The organism is Paractinoplanes ovalisporus, from assembly GCF_016834655.1.
Classification (GTDB): Bacteria; Actinomycetota; Actinomycetes; order Mycobacteriales; family Micromonosporaceae; genus Actinoplanes; species Actinoplanes ovalisporus.
On the sequence record NZ_JAENHP010000004.1, the window covers coordinates 29,404 to 53,096 of the forward strand.

Genomic DNA, 23,693 nt, shown 5'->3' on the forward strand with positions numbered 1-23,693 from the left:
TTGCGTGTTTTCTACGCCAGATAGTGTCTCGTTTAGTCCGATTATCACGCTTCGGCGAGCGCCAGTTACGAAGAGTATTCGCCTCGGGAGCGTTCCCACGGGCGGTGAAAACCGCCCATCTGTCCGCATCGCCGCAGCTCAGTTGCACCTTTCCAGCAACTGGACGGCCCGCCAGCGATCGACGAGCTTCTCGTACGCGGCGGAGGCGTCGTCGGCGTCTCCGCGGGAGAGTGCCGAAAGTCCGGCCGCCACCAGTCCGGGTGAATCGTCACCAGCGAGAACGTCATCCGGGAGGAGGTTGACGAGGCCGCCGTAGTCAAGCTCGACAATCGAGCGGGGATGGAACTCCTCGAGCCACCGGGTGCCCTCCTCGACCGCCTCGGTGATCGGGGCGTCGCCCAGCGACTTGCGCAGGACGGCCACGCCCCGGTGCGCGCGCCGGCGGGCCTTGGAGATCTCCGTGCGGTAGCGCAGCGTGCGCTTGCCGGTGGCGAGGTCGATCTCGCGCTCCTCCAGGTCGACGAAGACGAACCAGCGCAGCGGCACGCCCCACGTCGCGATCTGCTCGTGCACCCGCGGCACCCCGTGCTCGAGCACCTTGGCCCCGCTGCGCCAGTCCTCGACGATGGCCTTGGCCTGGCCGGCCAGCACCGGGGGCACGAAGGCGTCGGCCAGCACGCTGGGCACGCCGTCGCGCGCGTTCAGGGCCGCCTCGGCCACCCGCAGGCGCAGGTTCCAGGGGCAGACCAGCAGCGAGTCACCCCACTGCAGCACGTACGCCTCGTCGGGCAGATCGGGCAGCCTGGTCCAGCCCGCGCCGAGCGCCTCGAGCACGGCCGAGCGCTGCCGGACCGGACCCTCGACCGGTCCCAGCGCACGGCCCTCACGGGCGTACTTACGCCAGAAAACCTGACGGTCGCGGTCGAAGGCGGTCAGCGGTTCGTAAACCCTCAGGTACGACGCGAACAGTGACGGCACGGCGCGATCCTTTCACGAATTCGGCCATGTGGAACTTCCCGCGCGGACGTAATCCCGCCACAGGCCGCCTGACTAGGCTGGGTATGTCCGGCACCACCCCCGCCGGCACCCGCGGCCCCACGAGGGCATGACAAAAGGATCAGGAGAACAGCCATGGGCGTGTTCGACACCGACGGCACCGACGCCACCGGTCACGAACAGGTCGTCTTCTGCCAGGACAGGCAGACCGGCCTCAAGGCGATCATCGGGATCTACTCCACGGCCCTCGGGCCGGCGCTCGGCGGCACCCGTTTCTATCCGTACGAGAGTGAGGAAGCCGCCCTCGCCGACGTGTTGAAGCTCTCCCGCGGGATGGCGTACAAGAACGCCCTGGCCGGGCTCGACCTCGGCGGCGGCAAGGCGGTCATCTGGGGCGACCCGGCCCGCGCCAAGTCCGAGGGGCTGCTGCGGGCGTACGGGCGTTTCGTCGAGTCGCTGCACGGGCGCTACTACACGGCGTGCGACGTCGGCACCTATGTCCCCGACATGGACGTGATCGCCCGCGAGACCCGCTACGTCACCGGCCGCAGCGTCGAGCACGGCGGCGCCGGCGACTCCTCGATCCTCACCGCCTGGGGTGTCTTCCAGGGCATGCGCGCCGCGGCCGAGCACACGTGGGGCCGCCCCACGCTGGCCGGGCGCACGGTGGGCATCGCCGGTCTCGGCAAGGTCGGCAAATATCTGGCCGGTCACCTCATCGAGGACGGCGCCGCGGTGATCGCGACCGACGTCAACGAGGCCGCGCTCAGCTGGGCCCGCACCACGCACCCGCAGATCGAGCTCGTCGCCGACACCACGGCGCTGATCACCTCGGACCTCGACGTCTATGCCCCCTGCGCCCTCGGCGGCGCGCTCGACGACGACACCGTGCCGGCGTTGCGGGCCAAGGTGGTGACCGGCGGCGCCAACAACCAGCTGGCCCACCCCGGCATCGAGAAGACGCTGGCCGAGCGGGGCATCCTCTACACCCCCGACTATCTGGTGAACGCGGGCGGTGTGATCCAGGTCGCCGACGAGATCGAGGGCTTCAACTTCGAGCGGGCGAAGCTGCGCGCGACCGGCATCTTCGACACCACGCGGCGGATCCTGCGGATGGCCGAGACCGAGGGTGTGGCCCCGGCCGTCGCCGCCGACCGGCTCGCCGAGCAGCGCATGGCCGAGGTCGGCCGGCTGCGTTCGATCTATCTGAGCTGAGTGAACCTCATATGAACGGCCTGCTTCGGCGACCCGAACGGACGGGCCGGGGGCCGGAAAAGAGAGCGGTTTAGTGCCTGCCGCGCGTTCCGGGACGGAAAACCGCGACGCGCGGCAGTGTCACACGCAACCCGAGGTGCCGAAGACGGCATCGTCCATGTACCGTAAGACCCACGAGAGATGCCTGACGTCATCGGGGCCCGCCTTCGGGCTGCCCCGAATTCTGTGCGAGGGGGTCGAGCCATGGGGCGCGGCCGTGCTAAGGCCAAGCAGACGAAGGTGGCCCGGGAGTTGAAGTATCACTCCCCGAACACCGACCTCACCGCCTTGCAGCGCGAACTGGCGGGAACACGCCAGTCCGACCGTCACTTCGACGACGACAACGATGAGTTCGTCGACGACGACGAGGATGACGCTGACGACGACCAGGATTCCTGGTCGCCGACAAGGCGCTGACCCGTACCGCACAGAGCACGCGGCTCTCCGCGTGCTCCCGTGCGTGGTGGTCAATCCCTAGGGTTCAAACACACGAAGCCCACGCGGGCTAACCCTCGCGTGGGCTTCGAACCAGGACCCACTCTCCGTGGACCCGTGAATCGTCAACTGCCGCGATCGCCCCGCAGGCGAGGAGGCAGTCGATTTGCGTCGCCGCGGTGTTTGCGGTGCCGGAAATCGACTGCCTCCTCGCCTGCCTCAAAGGGGCGATCGCCCGCGGAGCGAAGCGGAGCCATGTCACAGCTTGCGGTGCCGGAAATCGGCTGACTCCTCACCGACCTCCCAGAGGCGATCGCCCGCGGAGCGAAGCGGAGCCATCAGCGCGGTCGGTTGTTCCAGTTGTAGAACGTGGGGATGTTCTCGAAGTGGTTCCAGGCGCACACCGCCGAGCCGTCCTCCGACGTGCTCTCGTCGCGGGCCCGCCGGGCTTCTTCCGCCTCCGCGATGAGCGCTGCCAATCCGGCCCGGGTGTCGTGCACCCGCGCCGTCACCGGATCTGTCCCCGGCTCGTCAGACAGCCGAGGGCTCGTGATCTCGGGCATGGTCCAGCACTCCCTCCAGTAGGCGAATCTTGCTGTTCCGGCAGTGGTCGGTCTCGGTGGTGTCGAACCGTCCCTGCTCGAAGTAGCGGTTGGCCGCGTGGGCACCCCCGCAGAAGCCGAAGTACGGGCATGTCGCGCGGCACGACTCCACGCCGCGCAGGAACTCGCCGATCCACGGTGTCGACGCGGCGCCGGCCAGAATCTCGGACAGCGGCGTGGTCAGCACGTTCCCGCTGGTGAAATCGCCGTAGCGCGGGTCGGAGAAGCCGGCCAGTTCGGGCGAGAGCAGCACGACCGAGCCGTCGTACGCGACCGTGGGGATCGGGTCGAGCTGCCGCGGCAGCAGGTCGTCGGCCGTGCCGTCGAGCACCGCGGACACGTAGCGCAGCGACCACTCGACCTCCCGCAGGTGGATGCGTGGGTCGGCCCGCCAAGCCGTGACCAGCTCGGCCCAGAACGCCGTCACGTCTGCCGCCGAGTGCCCACGGACCCGCGTGTTCACACCCTCCTGCTCCTCGACGTTGATGCCGAGCACGTCGCAGCCCAGGTCGAGGAAGTATCGGTAGAGCTCGGTGGCGGCGCCGGGCCGCGGGTCACCGACGACACAGAGCGCCGAAAACGGGATGGCGTGCCGCCGCAGCGCCTCGATGCCGCGCACGATCCGGTCGTACGCGGGACGGCCGCCCCGGGTCACCCGCTCCCCGTTGCGCGCCTCGGGGCCGTCGACGCTCACGCTGACCCGTACGTCATGGGTCTGGAAGAACTCGCACCAGGCGTCGTCGATCAGCGTGGCGTTGGTCTGCACGTGGTGCTCCACGCCGGCGCCGAAGGGCTCGAGCAGGGCCGCGAAATGCTCACGCCCGGCCGCCAGCGGCTCCCCGCCGTGCCAGACCACCGAGAACCGGCTGTCACGGGCCCAGCCCTCGACCGAGGCCGCGACGGCCCGGGCCACCTCGACCGGCATCCGCTTGTCGGCGGCCCGGAACGGCAGATAGCAGTAGGCACAGTCGAGATTGCAGAGGGTGGTGGGCTGCATGACGACGTAGGTCGGGACGGATGCGATCCCCCGCATCCCGCTCCAGGCTCGCGCCACCCTCCGCACCCCCGTCCCTGCCGAAAAACGTGAAGAACTCACGTCAGAGGCTAGGCTCTGCGGTCCAGCCGAGTAAACGAAAGATCCGCATGTGCCATATATCGACACACACGGATCATTATCGACGCAAGCCTCAGCCGCGGGTGTATTGCCCCATCATCTGCACCTCGCCGGTGCCCTCGATGACCTCGCCGACCTGCCAGGCCTCGACGCCCCGGCCGGTCAGATAGGCCATCGCGCGGTCGGCGTCGTCGGACGAGACGATCGCGAACATGCCCACGCCCATGTTGAACGTGGCCTCCATCTCGTGGTCCTCGATCCGGCCTTTGGCCTGGATGAGGTCGAAGATGGGCTGCGGGCGCCAGGTCGAGCGGTCGACCACCGCGTCGGCGTTCGCGGGCAGGATGCGGTTGAGGTTGCCGGGGATGCCGCCGCCGGTCACGTGCGAGAACGCGCGGACGTCGGTCTCCTCGATCAGGCCCAGGCAGTCCTTGGCATAGATCTTGGTGGGGGTGAGCAGTTCCTCGCCCAGGGTGCGCTGGCTGCCGAAGTCGTCGACCACCGAGTCGAGGCGCATGCGGCCGGCACCCAGCAGCACGTGACGGACCAGCGAATAGCCGTTGGAGTGCAGACCCGAGGAGCGCATCGCGATGACCGCGTCGCCGATCTCGACCCGGTCACGGCTGAGGATCTCGCTCTCCTCCACGACGCCGACGCCTGTGGCGGACACGTCGTACTCGTCGGGGCGCAGCACACCCGGGTGCTCGGCGGTCTCGCCGCCCAGCAGCGCGCAGCCCGCGTAACGGCAACCGTCGGCGATGCCGGCGCCGATCTCGGCCACCTTGTCGGGCACGACCTCGCCGCAGGCGATGTAGTCGAGCAGGAACAGCGGCTCGGCCCCGCAGGCGACCAGGTCGTCGACGACCATGGCGACCAGGTCGATGCCGATCGTGTCATGGATGTCGAGCTGCTGCGCGATCACCAGCTTGGTGCCGACGCCGTCGGTCGACGAGGCCAGGATCGGGCTCTTGTACTTCGACGTGTTGAGCTTGAACAGGCCGGAGAACCCGCCCAGGTCGCCCATGACCTCGGGGCGGGTGGTCCGCTTGACCTTCGACTTCAGCAGCTCGACGGCGCGGTCACCGGCCTCGATCGAGACGCCCGCGTCCGCGTACGTCGCCGTCCGCTTGCGCATCCCGCGGCCGGCGCCGGCCGTCCAGGGCTGACGGTCGGCGCCCTCAGCGCCGTTGGACCCGGCACTGTTGCGCTCGGACACGTGCGTCACGGTTCTCCCCTTAGAAGATGCTTCGTCGTCAAAGTCACGGGTGGTTCAGCGCGCTCGGAGCGCCCTGACCAGCCAGGTCGTACTCGTCTTCGAGCTCCGCGACGGCCGCCGTGGCCGCCTCGTCGGTGGCCGACGGCATGGAGGCCCGCTTGCCCACTCCCTCGAGCAGGTGCTTGCCGATCAGGTTGCCCGCCGGCAGCTCGATCGGGTAGTGGCCGTCGAAGCACGCCATGCACAGGCGCGTCTTCGGCTGCTCGGTGGCCGACACCAGGCCGTCCAGGGAAACATAACCCAGGGAGTCGGCTCCGATCGAGCGGCGGATGCCCTCGTTGTCGAGCCCGTTGGCCAGCAGCTCGGCCCGGGTGGCGAAGTCGATGCCGTAGAAACACGGCCACTTCACCGGCGGCGACGAGATGCGCACGTGCACCTCGAGCGCCCCGGCCTCGCGCAGCATGCGCACCAGGGCCCGCTGGGTGTTGCCGCGGACGATCGAGTCGTCGACCACGACCAGGCGCTTGCCTCGCACGACCTCGCGCAGCGGGTTGAGCTTGAGCCGGATGCCGAGCTGGCGGATCGTCTGCGACGGCTGGATGAAGGTGCGGCCGACGTACGCGTTCTTGGTGAGGCCGGCGCTGAAGGTGATGCCCGACTCTTCGGCGTAACCGATCGCGGCCGGGGTGCCCGACTCGGGGACCGGGATCACCAGGTCGGCCTCGACGGGGTGTTCCCGGGCCAGCACGCGGCCGATCTCGACCCGGGCCGAGTACATGTTGCGGCCGGCGATCGTCGTGTCGGGGCGGGCCAGATAGACGTATTCGAAGAGGCAGCCCTTGGGCTCGGGCGCGGCGAACCGGGTGGAACGCAGGCCGTGTTCGTCGACCGCCAGCATCTCGCCCGGCTCGACCTCGCGGACGAAGCTGGCGCCGACGATGTCGAGGGCCGCGGTCTCACTGGCGATCACCCAGCCCCGCTCCATGCGGCCGAGGACCAGCGGGCGTACGCCCTGAGGGTCGCGCGCGGCATAGAGCGTGCTCTCGTCCATGAAGACGAAGCTGAAGGCGCCCTTGAGCCCCGGGAGCACCTCGAGCGCGGCGGCCTCGACGGACAGGTCGGGGCGGCTGGCCAGCAGGGTGGTGACCAGGGCGGTGTCGGAGGTGGCGCTGTCGGCCTCGAGGCCCCGCTCGGCGACCTCACGGGCCAGCTCGGCGGTGTTGACCAGGTTGCCGTTGTGGGCCAGGGCGATCGTCGTGCCGGCCGTGGTGGCCCGGATCGTCGGCTGGGCGTTCTCCCAGTTCGAGCCGCCGGTGGTGGAGTAACGCGTGTGGCCGATCGCGAGGTGGCCGCGCAGGCTGGCCAGGGTCGGCTCGTCGAAGACCTGGGACACCAGACCGAGGTCCTTGTAGACCACCACGCCGGAACCGTCGCTCACCGCGATGCCGGCCGCTTCCTGGCCGCGGTGCTGAAGAGCGAAAAGCCCGAAGTAGGTGAGTTTGGCGACCTCTTCCTCGGGGGCCCAGACGCCGAAGACGCCACAGGCGTCCTGGGGGCCACGCTCCTGGGGGTCGAGATCGTCGGTCAACCGGCCGTCGCCTCGGGGCACTGTCGCTCCCTCATGCTGATCTGAGCTGCTGGAAAACGTGTCGGACCGTCCGACCGACCAGTGTACGCGAGCCGGTGCGGGTCGGCCCGGCTGCTAATCGGTCGTCCCGCCGGTCAACGGAAGGTATTCGGTCAGATCCGTACGGATACCGCTCGCGCGCAGACGTCCGTCACTCAGCGCATCCGCCCAGCTCACACGCTCCGTGGCGACGAGCAGCCACGTGATCGGATCCGCTTCGACCACATTGGGCGGTGTGCCGCGGGTGTGCCTGGGACCTGGAACACACTGGATCGCACCGAAAGGCGGAATCCGGACCTCCACCGATCGGCCAGGCGCCTTGGCGGCCAGCTCGGCCAGCAGTGCTCGCACAGCGTCACGCAGCACTGATCTCTCGGGTTGGGCGCCGCGATCCAGCGCGTCCAACGCTTGCTTCACCAACTCGGATTTATTGTGCGCAGGGGACACGTCGGGACGATACGACTCGCTTCAGCGAGATTGGTACGCGGCCCTGGGTCGCGCGATGGACGTGTGACAAGGCATAGTGGCCGACGGTGTTTTTAGTCGCGGGAAGTAACCGGCGCCCCCAAGAAGCCGGTGACCGTGCGACCGGAAGGCGGTGGATGGTGGCAACGCACCTACGGACCCGGGCGGCCCAGGCCGGTGCGTTACTGGCGGTGGTCGTCGGCGGAGTGTTCGCCGCGCCCGCGGTGGCGTTTGCCAGCCCGCCGAACGTGCAGATCACCGACCTGCAGACCGAGGTCGTCTCCGGCAGCCGGGTCGACATGAAGTTCCAGGTGGCCGACACCAACGACAACGGCGGCCTGCCCGCGGCGGCCAACGTGCGGGTGAACGCGAACGGCATGACCTGCGAGGGCGACTGCAACCGGGTCACCCAGGTCGACAACGACGGCCGCGAGTTCTCCGTGCGCCTCACCGCGCCCAACGTCAACGCCGGCGAGACGCGCCAGGTGACGGTCAACGTCACCGCCACCATCAACGGTGAGCAGGGCCGCACCAGCCAGCAGATCACGGTCAAGGGGCCCGACAAGCCGCAGACCGTCCGGCAGGTCTCGGGTCGCGTCAAGGACCAGGACGGCAAGGCTGTGGCGGGTGCCACAGTCGGCATGGAAGACAGTGCCGGCCGGATCTTCAGCACCACGTCGGACGGCTCCGGGGCCTACTCCTTCACGTCCTCCGACAGCAACCCGATCACCCCGGGCAAGATCTCGATCGGCGCCGGCAAAACCGGCTTCGAGGAGGCCGGGGTCCAGCGACAGGTCAGTGCCGGCCAGAGCGTGGTCGTCGCGCTGACGCTGAAGGCGAATGCCACCGCGAGCCCGTCCGCCTCGGCCTCGCCGACCGCCTCGGCCAGCTCCGCGCCGACCAGCGAGGCGAGCACGGAGGCGGCCCCCGACGAAACGGTCGCCACCACCGACCCCGCGACCAACAACGCCGCCGCCGAAGACAGCGGCAGCTCGATGCTCTTCATCATCATCGGCATCCTGCTGGTCGCGGCCGGCATCGGCGCGATCGTGCTGGTGGTGCTGCGCCGCCGCAACAGCGACAACGGCGGTGACGACGACGACCCGAGCAGCCTCTCCGGCGCCGGCGGGGTCGTGCCGCCGAGCCAGGGCCGCTACAACGACGCCACCCGGGTCGGCGCACCGGTCGGCGGCGGCCGCGCGAACGACGCGACCATGATCGCTCCGCGCTCCGGCGCGCCGTCCATGGCCGACGCCCCGACGGTGATCCACCGGGTGCCCGCCGCCGAGGACGAGTTCCCCGACCCCTACGGCGCTCCCATGCCGCAGCAGGGCGGGTTCGCCGGGGCGGCCGCCGGTGGCTGGAACGACCAGGGCACCAACAACCAGTACGGCGGCGGGACCCAGCAATACGGCGGGGGCACGCAGCAGTACGGCGGCGGCAACGGGCAGTACGCCGAGTCCACTCAGTACGGCGGACCGCAGAACGACAACAACGGCTACGGCCAGCAGGGCGACGGTTACGGCGCGTACAGCGAGGCGACCGGCATGTACCGCCCCGACGGCGGCCAGGACGACGGCTACGGCGGTTACGACCAGGGCCAGCAGCACGGCGACCAGCAGTACGGCGGCGGCCAGTACGCCGGCGACCAGGGTGGTGGCGGCTACCAGGGCGGCGGTTACGGACAGCAGCAGCCCGATCAGGGCGGCTACGGATCGTCGTGGGACGCGCCGGGCAACGGCATCGACAACAACGGCTACGGCCCGCAGGGTGGGGGCCAGTACGGCGGCGCTCAGAGCGGCCAGGGCGGTCAGTACGGCGGCGGTCAGGGCGGCCAGTACGGGGGCGGCCAGGGCGGCGGCCAGCAGTACGGCGGCCAGACCGGCCAGTACGGCGGCGGCCAGGGCGGTCAGGGCGGCCAGCAGTACGGCGGCGGTTACGACGACGGCTACCAGGCTCAGGACGACCAGCGTGGCGGTTACGACGGCTACCAGGGCGGTTACGACCAGGGTGGCTACGACGACCAGCAGCAGTACGGCAACCAGGGCGGCTACGACCAGCGTGGCGGCGGGCAGTACGGCGGCCAGCCGGGAGCTCCCACCCCGCGCCGCGGAGGCCAGGACTACTAAGCACAGCAAAAAGAGAGCCGGCCAGCAGATCTGCTGGCCGGCTCTCTCGTGTCTGGCGTCAGGCGGTCGGGTCGATCGGACCGCCCGGCGACGGCTCCTTGACCTCGGCCGCGGAGGCGGCCGGGATGCCCTCGGCCTCGATCGGAGCCGCCGTCTCCATGGCCGCTCCGGACGCCGCGGTGGTCAGCACAGCGTCACCCCGGTCGGGGCCGGCGGGCGCGGTCGGGTCGGCCGCGTGCTCCGGGTCGCCGTGCCGGTTGGCCAGCTCGGCCACACCACCGAAGAGCGCCGGCAGCGTCGCCTCGTGCGCGGCGCGGGCCTCGTCGAGCGGGAGGCTGAACTGGTCGCGCACCTCGAGCACCGGCTCGGCCGACGTGACGCCGAGCGGCGCGCAGGGCACGCCGTATTCCGAGGCCAGGGCCGCGAACGCCTTGTCGTGCCCGCGCGGCACCGCGACCAGCGCCCGGCCGGCCGACTCGCTGAACAGGTGGACGAAGGCGGACTGGCCGTCGTCGGGCAGCGCGACCTTGGCGCCGACGTTGCGGCGCAGGCAGCTCTCGACGAGGGCCTGGGACAGGCCGCCGTCGGAGAGGTCGTGGGCGGCGCTGACGTGACCGGCCTCGGAGGCCCGGGCCATCAGCATCGCCAGCCGGCGCTCGGCCTCGAGGTCGACCTTCGGCGGGCGGCCGCCCAAGTGGCCGTGGGTGACCCACGCCCACTCGGAGCCGGAGAGCTCGCAGGAGGTCTCGCCGAGCAGGAAGATCAGGTCGCCGTCGCCACCCGCCGCCGGGAAGCCCATCGGGATGCGCCGGGCGACGTTGTCGAAGACGCCCAGCACGCCGACCACCGGGGTGGGGTGGATCGCGGCGGCACCGGTCTGGTTGTAGAAGCTGACGTTGCCGCCGGTCACCGGGGTGCCCAGCTGCTGACAGCCGTCGGCCAGACCACGGACGGCCTCGGCGAACTGCCACATGACGGCCGGGTCCTCGGGCGAGCCGAAGTTGAGGCAGTCGGTGACGGCGACCGGCTCGGCGCCGGTGACGGCCACGTTGCGGTAGGCCTCGGCGAGCGCGAGCCGCGCACCCTCGTAAGGGTCGAGGCGCGCGAAACGGCCGTTGCCGTCGACCGACAGCGCGACGCCGAGGCCGGTGTTCTCGTCGATGCGCAGCACACCCGAGTCTTCCGGCTGAGCCAGCACAGTGTTGCCGAGAACGTAGCGGTCGTACTGCTCGGTCACCCAGGTCTTGTCGCACAGGTTCGGCGACGAGATCATGCGCAGCACGGTCTCGCGCAGCTCGTCACCGGTGGACGGCCGGGGCAACGTCTCGGCCTTGTCGGCCTGAAGCAGTATCAAGTCGGCCGGTTCGCGGATCGGGCGGGCGTAGACCGGGCCGTCGTCGGCCAGCGAACCCGGAGGCACGTCGACCACGACGTGGTCGTTCCAGGTGATCACCAGGCGGCCCGGCGAACCGTCCTCACCGGACGGTGTGACCTCGCCGATCGCGGTGGCCCACACGCCCCACTTCTCGGCGACCGACAGCACGCGCTCGAGGTTGTCGGGCGTGACGATCAGGAGCATGCGCTCCTGCGACTCGCTGGCCAGGATCTCGGTGGGCGACATGGACGCCTCACGCAGCGGCACCCGTTCGAGCCACACCCGCATGCCGGTGCCGGCCGCGGCCGCGGTCTCGGTGAGCGCGCAGGTCAGGCCCGCGCCGCCGAGGTCCTGGATGCCGGCCACGAGACCGGCGTCGTAGAGCTCGAGGCAGCTCTCGATGAGCAGCTTCTCCATGAACGGGTCGCCGACCTGCACCGACGGGCGGCGCTGTTCGGCGCCCTCGTCGAAGGTCGCGGACGCCAGCACGGATACGCCGCCGATGCCGTCGCGGCCGGTGCGGGCACCGAGCAGCACGACGATGTTGCCGACGCCGGCCGCCTCCTTGTGCTGCAGCCGCTCGACCGGGAGAACGCCGATGCTCAGCGCGTTGACCAGCGGGTTGCCCTGGTAGGTCGGGTCGAAGACGATTTCGCCGCCGATGTTGGGCAGGCCCAGGCAGTTGCCGTAGCCACCGATGCCGGCGACCACGCCGGGCAGCACGCGGGCGGTGTCGGGGTGGTCGGCCGCACCGAAGCGCAGTGGGTCCATCACCGCGATCGGGCGGGCGCCCATGGCGAGAATGTCACGCACGATGCCGCCGACGCCGGTGGCCGCGCCCTGGTAGGGCTCGACGAAGCTCGGGTGGTTGTGCGACTCGACCTTGAAGGTGACCGCCAGGTCGTCGGAGATCTGCACGACGCCGGCATTCTCGCCGATGCCGGCCAGCATGCGGGTGCCGCGCGGCGCCTTGTCACCGAACTGGCGCAGGTGCACCTTGCTCGACTTGTAGGAGCAGTGCTCGCTCCACATGATCGAGTACATCGCCAGTTCGGAGGCGGTGGGACGGCGGCCGAGGATCTGCCGGATCCGCTCGTACTCGTCGTCCTTGAGGCCGAGCTCGGTGTGCGGCTGCAGTTCCTCGGGGGTGCCGGCGGCGCGCTGCACGGTGTCGGGGCCGCCGTCGAACTCGTTGACCAGCACATCGGTCGCGGCAAAGCCCGTCTGCTTCGGCGCGGCGGACGTGTCCGGCTGCGTCGTCATTACTGGTGTCCCCCTGCGTGTGCCCCCGCGGAGGCCCCGGCCAGGGCCCGCAGGACGGAGGTGAAGAAGCCGAGGCCGTCGAGTGACGGGCCGGTCAGCGTCTCCACCGCGTGTTCCGGATGCGGCATGATGCCGACGACGTTGCCGGCCTCGTTGGTGATCGCGGCGATGTCACGCTGCGAACCGTTCGGGTTTCCGCGGATGTAGCGCGCGACCACGCGGCCCTCGGCCTCGAGCTGGTCGAGCGTGCGCTGGTCGGCGACGTAGCAGCCCTCGCCGTTCTTCACCGGGATCAGGATCTCCTGGCCGTCGGTGAAGCCGTTGGTCCAGGCGGTGTCGGTGGACTCGACACGCAGGAACTGGTCGCGGTTGCGGAAGTGCAGGTGCTGGTTGCGGGTGAGCGCACCGGGAAGCAGGTGCGCTTCGCAGAGGATCTGGAAGCCGTTGCAGATGCCGAGGACCGGCAGCCCGCCGCGGGCCGCGTCGACCAGCGACTCCATGACCGGGGCGAACCGGGCGATCGCGCCGCAGCGCAGGGCGTCGCCGTAGGAGAAGCCGCCGGGCAGGACCACGGCGTCGACGCCGTGCAGGTCGGGGTCGCCGTGCCAGAGGCGGACGACGTCCGCGCCGGCGATGCGCGCGGCGCGGGCCGCGTCCCCGTCGTCGAGCGAACCCGGGAAAGTGACCACACCGATGCGCATGGTCAGACGACCTCCGCCGAGGCGTCCTCGTGGACGTGGATGGTGAAGTCTTCGATCACCGGGTTGGCGAGCAGCTTGTCGGCGATCTCCCGAGCCCGGTCGAGGTCGGGCTCGCCCGCGAACTCGATCTCGATCCGCCGACCGATGCGGACGGACGAGACATCGGTGACCCCGAGCCTGGGCAGCGCGTTCGCTACCGCCTGGCCCTGCGGGTCGAGGATCTCCGGCTTCAGCATGACGTCGACCACGACGCGAGCCACGGGCACTCCTGACTGATAGGTGTAAGCACGTGGAGCCTACCTTGCGAACCACGCTACGGGATTCTCGCCCGGTGTCGCGCACGCGACGCCGGGGGCGCTGAGCAGCCAACTCCCCGGTGATCTCGGCCACCGTGTCGATCAAAACTTCAATCAACGTCGGGTCATCACACGGTGATAGGGGAGAACTGGGTTCTAGGCGTGCGGCGGAGGGGCTCGTACGGTCGGGTCACGATCTCCACCAAGGCCGTGCGACAGCCGCCCCGCGGTCGCATCGGAACGGGGGCTCCGCCGGGGCGCGGCGTGATCATGATCTCCGCCGTGCCCCAGCGGCAAACTCGCTAGAGGATCGGGGCCGGGGCGTACTTCGCGGCGTCGGGGTGTGCGGCCACGATCGTGGCGACCCGGTCGGCCACGCTACGGACCTGCGACGGCGCCGCCCCCACGAAGGCGGCCCGATCGGCCACCAGCGTGTCGATCTCGGCCCGGGTCAGCTGGAGCCGGCCGTCGGTGGCGAGCCGGTCGAACAGGTCGTTCACGGCGGCGCCCTTCTCCCGCATCGCGAGCGCCACAGCGACGGCGTGCTCCTTGATCACCTCGTGCGCGACCTCTCGGCCGACCCCCTTGCGTACGGCCGCAACAAGGATCTTGGTGGTGGCGAGGAACGGCAGGAACCGGTCGAGCTCGCGGGCGATCACCGCGGGGTAGGCGCCGAACTCGTCGAGCACCGTGAGGAACGTCTGGAACAGGCCGTCGGCGGCGAAGAACGCGTCGGGCAGCGCGACCCGGCGCACCACCGAGCACGAGACGTCACCCTCGTTCCACTGGTCACCGGCGAGCTCACCGACCATCGACAGGTAACCGCGGACGATCACGGCGAGACCGTTGACCCGCTCGGAGGAGCGCGTGTTCATCTTGTGCGGCATCGCCGACGAGCCCACCTGGCCCGGCTTGAAGCCCTCGGTGACCAGTTCCTGGCCGACCATCAGGCGGATCGTGGTGGCCAGCGAGGACGGCCCGGCGACGATCTGGGCCAGCGCCGAGACCACGTCGAAGTCGAGCGAGCGCGGATAGACCTGGCCGACGCTGCTGAGCACCCGGTCGAAGCCGAGGTGGCCGGCGACCCGCTGCTCGAGCGTCGCCAGCGCCTCGAAGTCGCCGTCGAGCAGGTCGAGCTGGTCGGCGGCGGTGCCGACCGGGCCCTTGATGCCCCGCAACGGATACCGCGCGATCAGGTCGTCGAGACGCTCGTACGCGATGAGAAGTTCCTCGGCGGCCGACGCGAACCGCTTGCCCAGCGTGGTGGCCTGGGCCGCGACGTTGTGCGAGCGACCGGTCATCACCAGGTCGGAGTATTCGACGGCACGCTCGGTGAGCCGGGCCAGGGTGGCGATCACCCGGGCCCGGATCAGTTCGAGCGACGCCTTGATCTGCAGCTGCTCGACGTTCTCGGTCAGGTCGCGCGAGGTCATTCCCTTGTGGATCTGCTCGAAACCGGCGAGCGCGCTGAACTCCTCGATGCGGGCCTTGACGTCGTGCCGGGTGACCCGCTCGCGGGCCGCGATCGAGCCCAGGTCGACCTGGTCGAGCACCGACTCGTACGCCTCCACGGCGCCCTCGGGAACGGCCACGCCGAGGTCGCGCTGGGCCCGCAGGACGGCCAGCCAGAGGCGGCGCTCCATGCGGATCTTCTCTTCCGGGGACCACAGGGCGACGAGGTCGGCGGAGGCGTAACGGGCGGCGAGGACGTTCGGGATGGTCACGCGACCGATTCTTTCACGGGACCCGGATCGCGTTCGGGCAGCTCATGCCGCAGGGTGCGGACGTCCCGGCTGATCAGCATGCCGGCCACCGCGAGAGTGATCAGCAGGCCCGCGCCGATCAGGGTCACCTCGACCCCGGCGACGCCCGCGATCGGTCCGACCAGCATCTCGCCGACGGGCAGGGCGACGAACGACCCGACCATGTCGTACGAGTAGACGCGGGCCAGCTTGTCGGGCGGGATGTGCTCCTGCATCGTCGTCTCCCACGCGATGCCGAACTGCTCGAACATCACGCCCGCCACCAGCGCACCGGCGACCATCAGCCAGAAGTGCGGGTAGGCGCCGAGGATCAGCAGCGGGATGGCCATGCCGAACGTGCTGACCACGCCGAACAGCAGCAGACGGCGCAGCCGCAACCGCATGGCCAGCAGGGCGCCGAGGATCATGCCGCCGGTCTGCGCGGCCAGCACCAGACCCCAGGCCCGGCGGCCGATCGTGTCGTCGGCGACCACCGGGCCGAGCACATAGAGACCTCCGGCCCAGGAGGCGTTGATCACGGCGAAAGCGGCCACCACGACCCAGAGCCAGGTGCGCGAGCGGAACTCCGACCATCCCGTACGCAGGTCGGCGAAGAGGTTGGGCCGGGACGGCGGCGCCGGTGGGGCGGCCGGCAGCAGACGGCGCAGCGGCAGGAAGAGCAGGGCGGCCAGGGCGAAGGTCACCGCGTCGACCACGATGCCCCAGCCCGGGTTGGTGGCGGCGACGACCACGCCGGCCAGCGGCGCGCCGAGGATGGCAGCCGAGTTGAACGCGAGCCGGTTGAAGCCGTTGGCCTGCTGACGGATCTCGGCCGGGACGGTGAGCGGCAGGATCGAGGAGCTGGCGGGCAGCGCGAGCGCGCCGACCATGCCGTTGATCGCGCCGAGCGCCATCAGCAGCGGGACGGTGGCCGTGCCGGTGAGCACCAGGGCGCCCACCAGGCCCTGCGTCACGGCCGCGGCGGCGCTGGCCCCGACCATCAGCAGGTGCTTGGGCATCCGGTCGGCCAGCACGCCGCCGAAGAGCAGGAAGGCGACGTTGACCACCGTGCGCGCGCCTACCACCAGGCCGAGGTCGGTGGCCGAGCCACCCAGGTCGATGACGGCGAAGGCCAGCGCGATGGGGGCGAAGGAGTTGCCGAGCGCGTTGATCGTGCGGCCGGCGATGAGGTAGCGGTAGGGGGCGTAGCGCAGCGGGGTGAAGGTGCCGCTCATCAAGACTCCATCTCGAACATCGCGACGCTGGTGTTGGTGCGGATGGTGCCGGGGGTGCGGGGCGGCTGGGCGATGTCGTGCAGTTCGCGGACAGCCTCGGCGATCTTGCCGTGAATCTCACGCCATTTAACGGGATCGATCCACAGATCGCCGTCCGCCATCAGGGCCGGCGCGGGCGGCGGCTCGGCGGTGGCCGACCAGCGGCCCTGGGCCGCGCGGCGGATGAGCTCGTGCCCGAGGGCCACGAAGATCTCACCCCGCTCCTCCGCGCTCTCCGGAAGCCGGTCACGGGCGGCCTCGTAGCGGTAGCGCTTGGCGACGCCGCCGCGGATCTTCTCCTCGCCGGCCAGCACGATCACGCCGGCGGAGTGCAGGTTGCGCAGGTGGTAGCTGGCGTTGGCGTGGGTCAGGCCGAGCTCGCGGGCCACCTCGGCCGCGGTCAGGGCGGAACCGGTCAGCAGCGACAAGATCTGCAGCCGTACGGGGTGGGCCATCGCTCGCAGCCCGGCGTTTCCCTCTCCCAAAGACATGTTGGGGAGTCTAGGGCACCCGCGCGTCGACTGTCCAATGCTTGTTTGGGAGTGGCACACTGCACGGAGACGCGGCATTGTCGCTAGGGTTACTGACGAGTAGGTAGTTGGCTCATCCCGAAAGGTCCACCGATGACTGATTTCAACCCCGACGCGCTCGCCTCCATCGGGCCGAAGGAGTTCGCGCAGCTCGTCAAGGCGACTCCGGATTCGAAGATCGCCGAGGTGATGTCCGGCGACTCCCGCACCAAGATCCTCGACGAGGTCTTCAACCGGATGCCCGCGCTGTTCCGCCCCGAGCGGGCCGGCAGCACCACGGCCGTCATCCACTGGATCATCACCGGCGGCGCCGGCGGTGCGAGCGACACCTACGAGACGGTGATCGAGAACGGCGCCTGCACGGTCACCAACCAGCCGGTCCGCGACCCGAAGCTGGCCATGACCATGGACGCGGTCACGTTCCTCAAGGTCGTCTCGGGCGACGGCAACCCGATGATGCTGTTCATGACCGGCAAGATCAAGGCCAAGGGCGACCTGGGCCTGGCCGCCAACGTGGCCAAGCTGTTCGACATCCCCAAGGCCTGACGCTCGTGGAAGGGGACGCCCCGCGGCGTCCCCTTCAGAGCAGCCCGTTCTCGCGGGCGTAGAGCGCGGCCTGGGTGCGGTCACGCAGCCCGAGCCGGCTCAGAATGTGCGACACGTGGTTCTTCACGGTGCCCTCGCTCACGAAGAGCTGGGCCGCGATCTCGCGGTTGGTGGCACCACGGGCGATCCGCCTCAGCACCTCGATCTCCCGCTCGGTGAGGTCGGGCCGGCGGACGGCCGGTGCCCGGTCGAGCGCCCCGGCCAGCCTCCGCACCACCGAGGCGTCGTGCTGGGCGACCCCGGCGTGGGCCAGCCGCACGGCCTGCGCCAGTTCGCGCGCGGGCAGGTTCTTGAGCAGATATCCGCTGGTCCCGGCGCGCAGCGCGCTCAGCACGTACTCCTCGTCGTCGAACGTGGTGAGCATCAGCACCCGGCACGACGGCAGCCGCTCCCGCAGGATCTCGGCCGCCCGCAGCCCGTCGAGCCCCGGCATGCGGACGTCCATCAGCACGACGTCCGGCGTGGTCTCGACCGCGCGCTCGACGGCGGCCCGCCCGTCCTCGGCGGTGCCGACCACGACGATCCCCTCCTCGATGCCCAGCAGCGACGCGATCCCCTCCCGGATCAGGGCCTGGTCGTCGACGACGAGGACCCGTACGGGCTCGGTCATGCCGCACCGCCCACACTGGCCGTGACCCGGGTGCCCCGGCCCGGAGCCGACTCGACGCTGACCACCCCGCCCAGCCCGGCCAGCCTCTCCCGCATGCCCCGCAACCCACCGCCGCTCGCCGCCTCGACCGCGAATCCCCGGCCGTTGTCGGCCACCTCGACGGTCGCGGCCCCCGGATCGCCGAACCGGACCGCGACCCGCACCCGGTCGGCGCCCGCGTGCCGGCGGGCGTTGGTCAGCGCCTCCTGCACGACCCGGTAGAGCGCCTCCAGACCGGCCCGGGCGTGCCCGGTCTCGCTGCCGGTCCACTCGACGGCCACCCGGAAACTGGGGTCGTCGAGCCCGTCGGCCAGCGCCGCGATCGCGGCCACCAGCGAGAACGGCTCGGCCCGGAGCGCGCCGACCGACTCGCGGACCTCCTGCAGGGCCCGGGTCGCGGCCGAGCGCGCGTCGGACACGGCCCGGTCGGCCACGGCGGAGTCACGGCTCCGGAACGCCTCGGCCTTCTCCAGCTGCACGCTGACCGCGGTCAGGTGGTGCCCGACGCTGTCGTGGATGTCGCGGGCCAGCCGGTTGCGCTCGGCCGCCGCGCTCAGCTCGGCGACCTGCCGGTGCGCTGCCTCGAGCTGCATCCGGGCGCGTCGCTGACCGTCCGCGACCGCCGCCGTGGCCAGGGTCAGCACCAGCCCGACGAAGAACATCAGCAGGTCCGACACCACCTCGGGATCGTCCGGCCAGCCCGGCGACAGCGCCGCCTGCGTCGTCGCGGCCAGCAGGCAGGCGGCGGCCAGCCCGAGCGCAACCCGGCGGCCGAGCGAGAAATAGGCGAAGAACGGCACGAGCACGAACAGCGCCCGGGCGAACCCGCCCGGGTCGGCCGCCACGACTGCGCCGAGCAGGAGGACGCGCGTCGCGAGCAGCACGACCGCCCGGCGGCGGCCATTCCCGGGGATCCACTCGATCGCCAGCAGCGCGGCCAGCCCGGCCACGAACACGGCGAGCGACGCCACCGGCCGGTCCGGCGCCAATCCGGCCGCTGCGAAATAGAGGCCGGTCGCGAGCACGGCGGAATAGAGCGCCGACGCCATCCAGCGGACCATGTCAGTGACGCTAGGGCCGCACCGCCGCGCTGCCTACCTTCCGCGGCGAGGTTTGGCCATTGGTCATGTGCCGGTCGAGGTCGATCGTGGCCGGTCGGCACTGTCGGGTGCGGACGCCGCCCCGGCACGGTGACGGCATGACCGAGAGCATGCTGTACCGCCTCGCCGCCATCGCCGGTCTGACCGGCGGCGGCCTCACCGTGCTGGCCGCCGCGCGTCGCGCCGGCCTCGTTCCCGAGAACGCCCTCACCCATGCCCTGGCCCCGCCCGCGACCGCCCTGCTGCTGTTCACGCTGACCGCGTTCTACCTGGTGCAACGCGGGTCGGCCGGGCGCGTGGGCCTGGTCGGCTTCGTGCTCAACCACCTGGGCCTGAGCGGGCTGTTCGCGATCGAGTTCCTGACCCACGCCGTGCTGCAGTATCAGGACGCGGCGGGCCGGGAGCGGATCCTCACCGGTCCCGGCCGGCCTTACTTCCTGGTGGTGGCGCTGATCTTCCTGATCGGCGTGCTCGTCTTCGGCTTCGCGTCGTGGCGGGCCGGAGTGCTCCCCCGGGGCGCGCTCGTGCTCTACGCGGCCGGGTTGAGCGCGGCCGCCCTGCGCACCTCGGTGCCGGAGGCGGTCTATCTGGGCGGCCTGCTCGTCGGCTCGGCCGGCGTGCTCTGGCTCTCGACCGCCCTGCTCGGCTACAGCCGGATGCGACCCTCGACCGCGCCCAGCGCGATGTCGCGGCGGAACTGAGCCCCGTCCAGCCGCACGCCGTCGACCAAGGTGTAGGCGGCGTCGCGGGCCGAAGCCAGGTCGGGACCGGTGGCGGTGACGCTGAGCACCCGGCCGCCGGCCGAGATCAGGGCGCCGTCGTCGCGCCGGGCCGTACCCGCGTGGATCACGCCCGCCACCTCGGCGCCCTCGATCACATCGCCCGTACGCGGGGTGGCCGGATAGTTCTGACTGGCCACCACGACCGTGACCGCGGCCCCGTCGCTCCACCGCAGGGCCGGCTGCTCGGCCAGGGTGCCGGTGGCGGCCGCGTTCAGCAGCCCGCCCAACGGCGTCTCGAGCAGGGCCAGCACCACCTGGGTCTCGGGGTCGCCGAAGCGCGCGTTGAACTCGATCACCTTGGGACCGTCGGGGGTGAGCGCGAGCCCGACATAGAGCAGACCCGCGAACGGGGTGCCACGGCGGCGCATCTCGGCCAGCGTGGGCTCCACCGTCTCGATCAGCACCCGGGGCACCAGGTCTTTCGGAGCCCAGCGGAGCGGGGCATAGGCGCCCATGCCGCCGGTGTTGGGGCCCTCGTCGCCGTCGGCCAGCCGCTTGAAATCCTGGGCCGGCATCAGCGGGACGGCGGTCGTGCCGTCGGTGACCACGAAGAGCGAGACCTCGGGGCCGGACAGGTATTCCTCGATGACGACCGTGCCACAGTCGGCCGCGTGCTGTTCCGCCTTCGCGCGGTCGTCGGTCACGACCACACCCTTGCCGGCGGCGAGACCGTCGTTCTTGACCACGTACGGCGCACCCAGGTCGTCGAGCGCGCGCCGCACGGCGGCCTCATCGGTGCAGGCGTACGAGCGGGCGGTCGGCACCCCGGCGGCGGCCATCACGTCCTTGGCGAACGCCTTGGAGCCCTCGAGCTGGGCGGCCGCGGCGCTCGGGCCGAAGCAGGCGATGCCCTTGGCCCGCACCGCGTCGGCCACCCCGGCCACCAGCGGCGCCTCGGGACCGACCACGACCAGGTCGGCGGCCAGCTCGACGGCGAGCGCGGCGACCGCGGCCGGATCGGTCGCCGTGACCGGGTGCAGCTCGGCGACCTGGGCGATGCCGGGATTGCCGGGAGCGGCGGCCAGGTAGCTGACGGAGGGGTCGGCGGCGAGGCCGACGGCGAGGGCGTGTTCGCGGCCGCCGGAACCGATCAGAAGTACGCGCACGACGGGCGATCCTACCGGCGCTCCGCTTCCCCACGTCGCACACCAGGGCAGTCGCGTAAACTTCGGCAGTACCCGGACCTCTGCCGAGTACGACCTGTTCGACGGAAGGCGTCAAGCAAGTGCCGGTGATCGTGTTGGTCGGCGCCCAATGGGGCGACGAGGGCAAGGGCAAGGCCACTGACCTGCTGGGCGACCGGCTTGACTACGTGGTGAAGTTCAACGGCGGGAACAACGCCGGTCACACCGTGGTGATCGAGGGCGAGAAATACGCGCTCCACCTGCTGCCGAGCGGCATCCTCTCGCCGGGCGTGACCCCGGTGATCGGCAACGGTGTGGTGATCGACCTCAACGTGCTCTTCCAGGAGATCGACGGCCTCGAGTCGCGCGGCATCGACACGTCGCGGCTGCGCATCAGCGCCAACGCGCACGTCATCGCGTCCTACAACCGCTCGCTCGACAAGGTCAGCGAGCGCTACCTGGGCGCGCGGCGCATCGGCACCACCGGTCGCGGCATCGGCCCGACCTACGCCGACAAGATGAACCGCGTCGGCGTCCGCATCCAGGACCTCTTCGACGAGTCGATTCTGCGGCAGAAGGTCGAGGCGGCCCTGTCGTTCAAGAACCAGGTGCTCTCGAAGATCTACAACCGGTCGGCGGTCAAGCCGGACGATGTCGTCAACGAGCTGCTGTCCTACGTCGAACGTCTCCGCCCGTACGTGGGTGACACCGCTCTCGAGCTCTCCGAGGCGCTGGACGAGGGCAAGGTCGTGCTGTGCGAGGCCGGCCAGGCGACCCTGCTCGACGTCGACCACGGCACCTACCCGTTCGTGACCAGCTCGAACGCCACGGCCGGGGGCGCCTGCACCGGCTCCGGCATCCCCCCGACCCGCATCGACCGCGTGGTCGCGGTGCTCAAGGCGTTCACGTCGCGCGTCGGTGAGGGCCCGTTCCCGACCGAGCTGCACGACAAGTTCGGCGACCACCTGCGTGAGGTCGGCCAGGAATACGGCACGACCACCGGACGTCCGCGCCGCATCGGCTGGCTCGACCTGGTCATGGCCCGCTATGCCCAGCGGATCAACGGGGTCACCGACTTCGTCCTGACCAAACTGGACAATTACGACGACCTCGATGAGATTCCCGTCTGCGTCGCGTACGAGGTGAACGGCGTCCGCCACGACGAGATGCCGATCAGCCAGTCCGACTTCCACCACGCGATCCCGATCTACGAGACGCTGCCCGGCTGGAAGGAGACGATCTCGGGTGCCCGTTCGTTCGACGATCTGCCCAAGGAGGCACAAGACTTCGTCGTCTTCGTCGAGGAGCGCATCCGGGCCCGCATCTCGGTCGTCGGCGTCGGACCGGCCCGCGACCAGGTCATCGAGCGCCACTCGGTGCTGAGCGGAGCCTGACATGTACGACGTGGTGGTGCTCAGCCTCGCCGAGGGGCAGGGTTCCGGGGGCGCGTGCGGCGACGGGTGCGGCGGGTGCGCGCCCACCACGGCGTGCGCCCCGCGGGTGCCGGTGCTCAAGATCACTGACGCGCTGACCGCGGCCGGGGCCCGGGTCGAGACGGTCACGGCGGGCTCCGACCAGGAGATCGACGACGTCATCGCCCGGTTCGACGCCCCCGCCCGGCCCGACGGCCTGACCTGGCCCGACGCGCAGAGCAAACTGCGGCTGGTGGTGGCCACGGCGACCGACGGGCAGTTGCGGGCCGTCGTGCGCCGGCTCGTCCGCCGCTACGCTCCGCCGCCCAGCAAACGCCCCGACGACCTGGTCGCCGGTCGCACGGTGCCCGACCTGCCGCCGCTGGCGATCCTGCCGCTCGACGCGTCCAACACCACCGATCTGGCCGCTCAGCTCGGGCTTCCCCGGGAGCCCGAGGCCGTGGCCGCCGCCGTCATGAACGGCTCGGTGCGGCGCCTCGACCTGCTGCGCAACGACGGCGGTTCGGTCACGGTGGACGGTGCGCTGGTCGGCGGCATGGACGACGACGGCCGAGCGGTGCCGTGGCGCGGCCGGGTCGAGGTCGACGACGCGGTGCTGTCCAACGGTGACGACCCGATCCTGGCCTGCGCGATCGGCAACAGCGCGGGCTACGCCGAGTTCGCGGGCATGCGCATGCTGGCCGAGGGGGATGCGCTCGACGGCCAGGTCGAGGTCGCGGTGGCCGTGCCGACGGTGGTCAAGCAGCGTTTCCGGGGCACCAAGATGCGCGTCGAGGTGCGCCGGGCCCGCGGTCGTGCGGTGTCGGTGCTCCCCCGCGACGGCGAGATCCAGTTCCTGGACGACGGGGTCGGCGGGGCGATGAACCGCAAGCGCTCGTGGTGGACCGAGGCCGGGGCCTGGGCGGTGTACGCAGGCTGACCTACTGTGCAAGTCTGAAGTAGTACGCAGGTACGAGTCGGCATCCTGGGGAGGGTTGCAT

At 70.8% G+C, this 23,693-nt stretch carries 22 protein-coding genes; 7 read left to right on the plus strand and 15 right to left on the minus strand.

The annotated features are described in order from the left end of the window. Positions 1–138: 138 nt before the first annotated feature. Positions 139–978, minus strand: a complete 840-nt coding sequence (locus JIG36_RS14285; RefSeq protein ID WP_203376783.1) for a DUF8083 family protein — start codon at positions 976–978, stop codon at positions 139–141. A 153-nt stretch (positions 979–1,131) separates the two neighbouring features. Between JIG36_RS14285 and JIG36_RS14290 the strand changes: the two genes are divergently transcribed. Together JIG36_RS14290 and JIG36_RS14295 are read left to right on the plus strand one after the other, a co-directional pair. Then, entirely contained in the window at positions 1,132–2,211 is a 1,080-nt protein-coding gene (locus JIG36_RS14290) for a Glu/Leu/Phe/Val family dehydrogenase (protein WP_203376784.1), read from the plus strand. A 243-nt stretch (positions 2,212–2,454) separates the two neighbouring features. After that, positions 2,455–2,667 (plus strand): DUF3073 domain-containing protein, encoded by a 213-nt coding sequence (locus JIG36_RS14295; RefSeq protein ID WP_133873684.1) that lies wholly within the window; start codon positions 2,455–2,457, stop codon positions 2,665–2,667. A 356-nt stretch (positions 2,668–3,023) separates the two neighbouring features. Here JIG36_RS14295 and amcA read toward each other — a convergent pair whose 3' ends face one another. The 5 genes from amcA to JIG36_RS14320 all read right to left on the minus strand — a co-directional run bounded on the left by amcA (position 3,024) and on the right by JIG36_RS14320 (position 7,691). After that, positions 3,024–3,248 carry a multiple cyclophane-containing RiPP AmcA gene (gene amcA, locus JIG36_RS14300; RefSeq protein ID WP_203376785.1) on the minus strand — a complete coding sequence of 75 codons (225 nt, stop codon included), beginning with the start codon at positions 3,246–3,248 and terminating at the stop codon, positions 3,024–3,026. Beyond that, positions 3,217–4,320, minus strand: a complete 1,104-nt coding sequence (gene amcB / locus JIG36_RS14305) for a cyclophane-forming radical SAM peptide maturase AmcB (protein WP_203376786.1) — start codon at positions 4,318–4,320, stop codon at positions 3,217–3,219. The genes amcA and amcB overlap by 32 nt, the downstream gene beginning before the upstream one ends. Positions 4,321–4,474: 154 nt before the next feature. Continuing rightward, positions 4,475–5,626: a phosphoribosylformylglycinamidine cyclo-ligase gene (purM, locus tag JIG36_RS14310; RefSeq protein WP_203376787.1), complete on the minus strand. Its 1,152-nt coding sequence runs from the start codon at positions 5,624–5,626 to the stop codon at positions 4,475–4,477. A 34-nt stretch (positions 5,627–5,660) separates the two neighbouring features. Beyond that, a complete protein-coding gene (purF, locus tag JIG36_RS14315) occupies positions 5,661–7,226 on the minus strand; it encodes an amidophosphoribosyltransferase (RefSeq protein WP_203376788.1) in 1,566 nt (521 codons plus the stop codon). A 93-nt stretch (positions 7,227–7,319) separates the two neighbouring features. Next, positions 7,320–7,691: a sterol carrier family protein gene (locus JIG36_RS14320; protein ID WP_307872714.1), complete on the minus strand. Its 372-nt coding sequence runs from the start codon at positions 7,689–7,691 to the stop codon at positions 7,320–7,322. Positions 7,692–7,846: 155 nt separating this feature from the next. Here JIG36_RS14320 and JIG36_RS14325 point away from each other — a divergent pair, with 155 nt between their 5' ends. Continuing rightward, a complete protein-coding gene (locus tag JIG36_RS14325; protein ID WP_203376789.1) occupies positions 7,847–9,838 on the plus strand; it encodes a carboxypeptidase-like regulatory domain-containing protein in 1,992 nt (663 codons plus the stop codon). 58 nt (positions 9,839–9,896) lie between these two features. Here the strand turns inward: JIG36_RS14325 and purL are convergent, their stop codons facing one another. The 6 genes from purL to JIG36_RS14355 form a co-directional block, all read right to left on the minus strand. Beyond that, complete coding sequence (gene purL, locus JIG36_RS14330) at positions 9,897–12,476, minus strand: phosphoribosylformylglycinamidine synthase subunit PurL (RefSeq protein ID WP_203376790.1); 2,580 nt, start codon at positions 12,474–12,476, stop codon at positions 9,897–9,899. After that, entirely contained in the window at positions 12,476–13,183 is a 708-nt protein-coding gene (gene purQ / locus JIG36_RS14335) for a phosphoribosylformylglycinamidine synthase subunit PurQ (protein ID WP_203377390.1), read from the minus strand. The genes purL and purQ overlap by 1 nt, the downstream gene beginning before the upstream one ends. After that, positions 13,180–13,437, minus strand: coding sequence for a phosphoribosylformylglycinamidine synthase subunit PurS (gene purS, locus JIG36_RS14340; protein WP_203377391.1), 258 nt, complete (start codon positions 13,435–13,437; stop codon positions 13,180–13,182). The genes purQ and purS overlap by 4 nt, the downstream gene beginning before the upstream one ends. A 338-nt stretch (positions 13,438–13,775) precedes the next feature. Then, positions 13,776–15,197 (minus strand): adenylosuccinate lyase, encoded by a 1,422-nt coding sequence (purB, locus tag JIG36_RS14345; protein ID WP_203376791.1) that lies wholly within the window; start codon positions 15,195–15,197, stop codon positions 13,776–13,778. After that, positions 15,194–16,450, minus strand: a complete 1,257-nt coding sequence (locus tag JIG36_RS14350; protein ID WP_203376792.1) for an MFS transporter — start codon at positions 16,448–16,450, stop codon at positions 15,194–15,196. The genes purB and JIG36_RS14350 overlap by 4 nt, the downstream gene beginning before the upstream one ends. After that, entirely contained in the window at positions 16,450–16,980 is a 531-nt protein-coding gene (locus tag JIG36_RS14355; RefSeq protein WP_236047063.1) for an ArsR/SmtB family transcription factor, read from the minus strand. Before JIG36_RS14355 ends, JIG36_RS14350 begins: the two co-directional genes overlap by 1 nt. Before the next feature lie 132 nt (positions 16,981–17,112). On the opposite strand from JIG36_RS14355, the gene JIG36_RS14360 reads away from it, so the two are divergent. Further along, positions 17,113–17,565 carry an SCP2 sterol-binding domain-containing protein gene (locus JIG36_RS14360; RefSeq protein ID WP_203376793.1) on the plus strand — a complete coding sequence of 151 codons (453 nt, stop codon included), beginning with the start codon at positions 17,113–17,115 and terminating at the stop codon, positions 17,563–17,565. 34 nt (positions 17,566–17,599) lie between these two features. On the opposite strand, the gene JIG36_RS14365 is transcribed toward JIG36_RS14360, so the two are convergent. Continuing rightward, on the minus strand, positions 17,600–18,235 hold the full coding sequence (locus tag JIG36_RS14365) for a response regulator (RefSeq protein ID WP_203376794.1): 636 nt from the start codon (positions 18,233–18,235) through the stop codon (positions 17,600–17,602). Next, entirely contained in the window at positions 18,232–19,335 is a 1,104-nt protein-coding gene (locus JIG36_RS14370; RefSeq protein WP_203376795.1) for a sensor histidine kinase, read from the minus strand. The genes JIG36_RS14365 and JIG36_RS14370 overlap by 4 nt, the downstream gene beginning before the upstream one ends. Positions 19,336–19,472: 137 nt before the next feature. On the opposite strand from JIG36_RS14370, the gene JIG36_RS14375 reads away from it, so the two are divergent. Next, positions 19,473–20,075, plus strand: a complete 603-nt coding sequence (locus JIG36_RS14375; protein WP_203376796.1) for a hypothetical protein — start codon at positions 19,473–19,475, stop codon at positions 20,073–20,075. Here the strand turns inward: JIG36_RS14375 and purD are convergent. Next, positions 20,021–21,262, minus strand: a complete 1,242-nt coding sequence (gene purD / locus JIG36_RS14380; protein WP_203376797.1) for a phosphoribosylamine--glycine ligase — start codon at positions 21,260–21,262, stop codon at positions 20,021–20,023. The genes JIG36_RS14375 and purD overlap by 55 nt on opposite strands. Positions 21,263–21,381: 119 nt before the next feature. Here purD and JIG36_RS14385 point away from each other — a divergent pair, with 119 nt between their 5' ends. Together JIG36_RS14385 and JIG36_RS14390 are read left to right on the plus strand one after the other, a co-directional pair. Next, a complete protein-coding gene (locus JIG36_RS14385) occupies positions 21,382–22,674 on the plus strand; it encodes an adenylosuccinate synthase (RefSeq protein WP_203376798.1) in 1,293 nt (430 codons plus the stop codon). A gap of 1 nt (position 22,675) precedes the next feature. After that, complete coding sequence (locus tag JIG36_RS14390) at positions 22,676–23,632, plus strand: diacylglycerol kinase family protein (RefSeq protein WP_203376799.1); 957 nt, start codon at positions 22,676–22,678, stop codon at positions 23,630–23,632. The last annotated feature ends 61 nt before the right edge of the window (positions 23,633–23,693 follow it).

What these genes read in the sequence shown, in the direction of transcription:
- JIG36_RS14290 (WP_203376784.1), top strand. Translation starts at nt 1,132, where the DNA reads ATGGGCGTGTTCGACACCGACGGCACCGACGCCACCGGTCACGAACAG.
- JIG36_RS14295 (WP_133873684.1), top strand. Translation starts at nt 2,455, where the DNA reads ATGGGGCGCGGCCGTGCTAAGGCCAAGCAGACGAAGGTGGCCCGGGAG.
- amcA (WP_203376785.1), bottom strand. Translation starts at nt 3,248, where the DNA reads ATGCCCGAGATCACGAGCCCTCGGCTGTCTGACGAGCCGGGGACAGAT.
- amcB (WP_203376786.1), bottom strand. Translation starts at nt 4,320, where the DNA reads ATGCGGGGGATCGCATCCGTCCCGACCTACGTCGTCATGCAGCCCACC.
- JIG36_RS14325 (WP_203376789.1), top strand. Translation starts at nt 7,847, where the DNA reads ATGGTGGCAACGCACCTACGGACCCGGGCGGCCCAGGCCGGTGCGTTA.
- purL (WP_203376790.1), bottom strand. Translation starts at nt 12,476, where the DNA reads ATGACGACGCAGCCGGACACGTCCGCCGCGCCGAAGCAGACGGGCTTT.
- JIG36_RS14350 (WP_203376792.1), bottom strand. Translation starts at nt 16,450, where the DNA reads ATGAGCGGCACCTTCACCCCGCTGCGCTACGCCCCCTACCGCTACCTC.
- JIG36_RS14355 (WP_236047063.1), bottom strand. Translation starts at nt 16,980, where the DNA reads ATGTCTTTGGGAGAGGGAAACGCCGGGCTGCGAGCGATGGCCCACCCC.
- JIG36_RS14360 (WP_203376793.1), top strand. Translation starts at nt 17,113, where the DNA reads ATGACTGATTTCAACCCCGACGCGCTCGCCTCCATCGGGCCGAAGGAG.
- JIG36_RS14365 (WP_203376794.1), bottom strand. Translation starts at nt 18,235, where the DNA reads ATGACCGAGCCCGTACGGGTCCTCGTCGTCGACGACCAGGCCCTGATC.
- JIG36_RS14370 (WP_203376795.1), bottom strand. Translation starts at nt 19,335, where the DNA reads ATGGTCCGCTGGATGGCGTCGGCGCTCTATTCCGCCGTGCTCGCGACC.
- JIG36_RS14375 (WP_203376796.1), top strand. Translation starts at nt 19,473, where the DNA reads ATGACCGAGAGCATGCTGTACCGCCTCGCCGCCATCGCCGGTCTGACC.
- JIG36_RS14390 (WP_203376799.1), top strand. Translation starts at nt 22,676, where the DNA reads ATGTACGACGTGGTGGTGCTCAGCCTCGCCGAGGGGCAGGGTTCCGGG.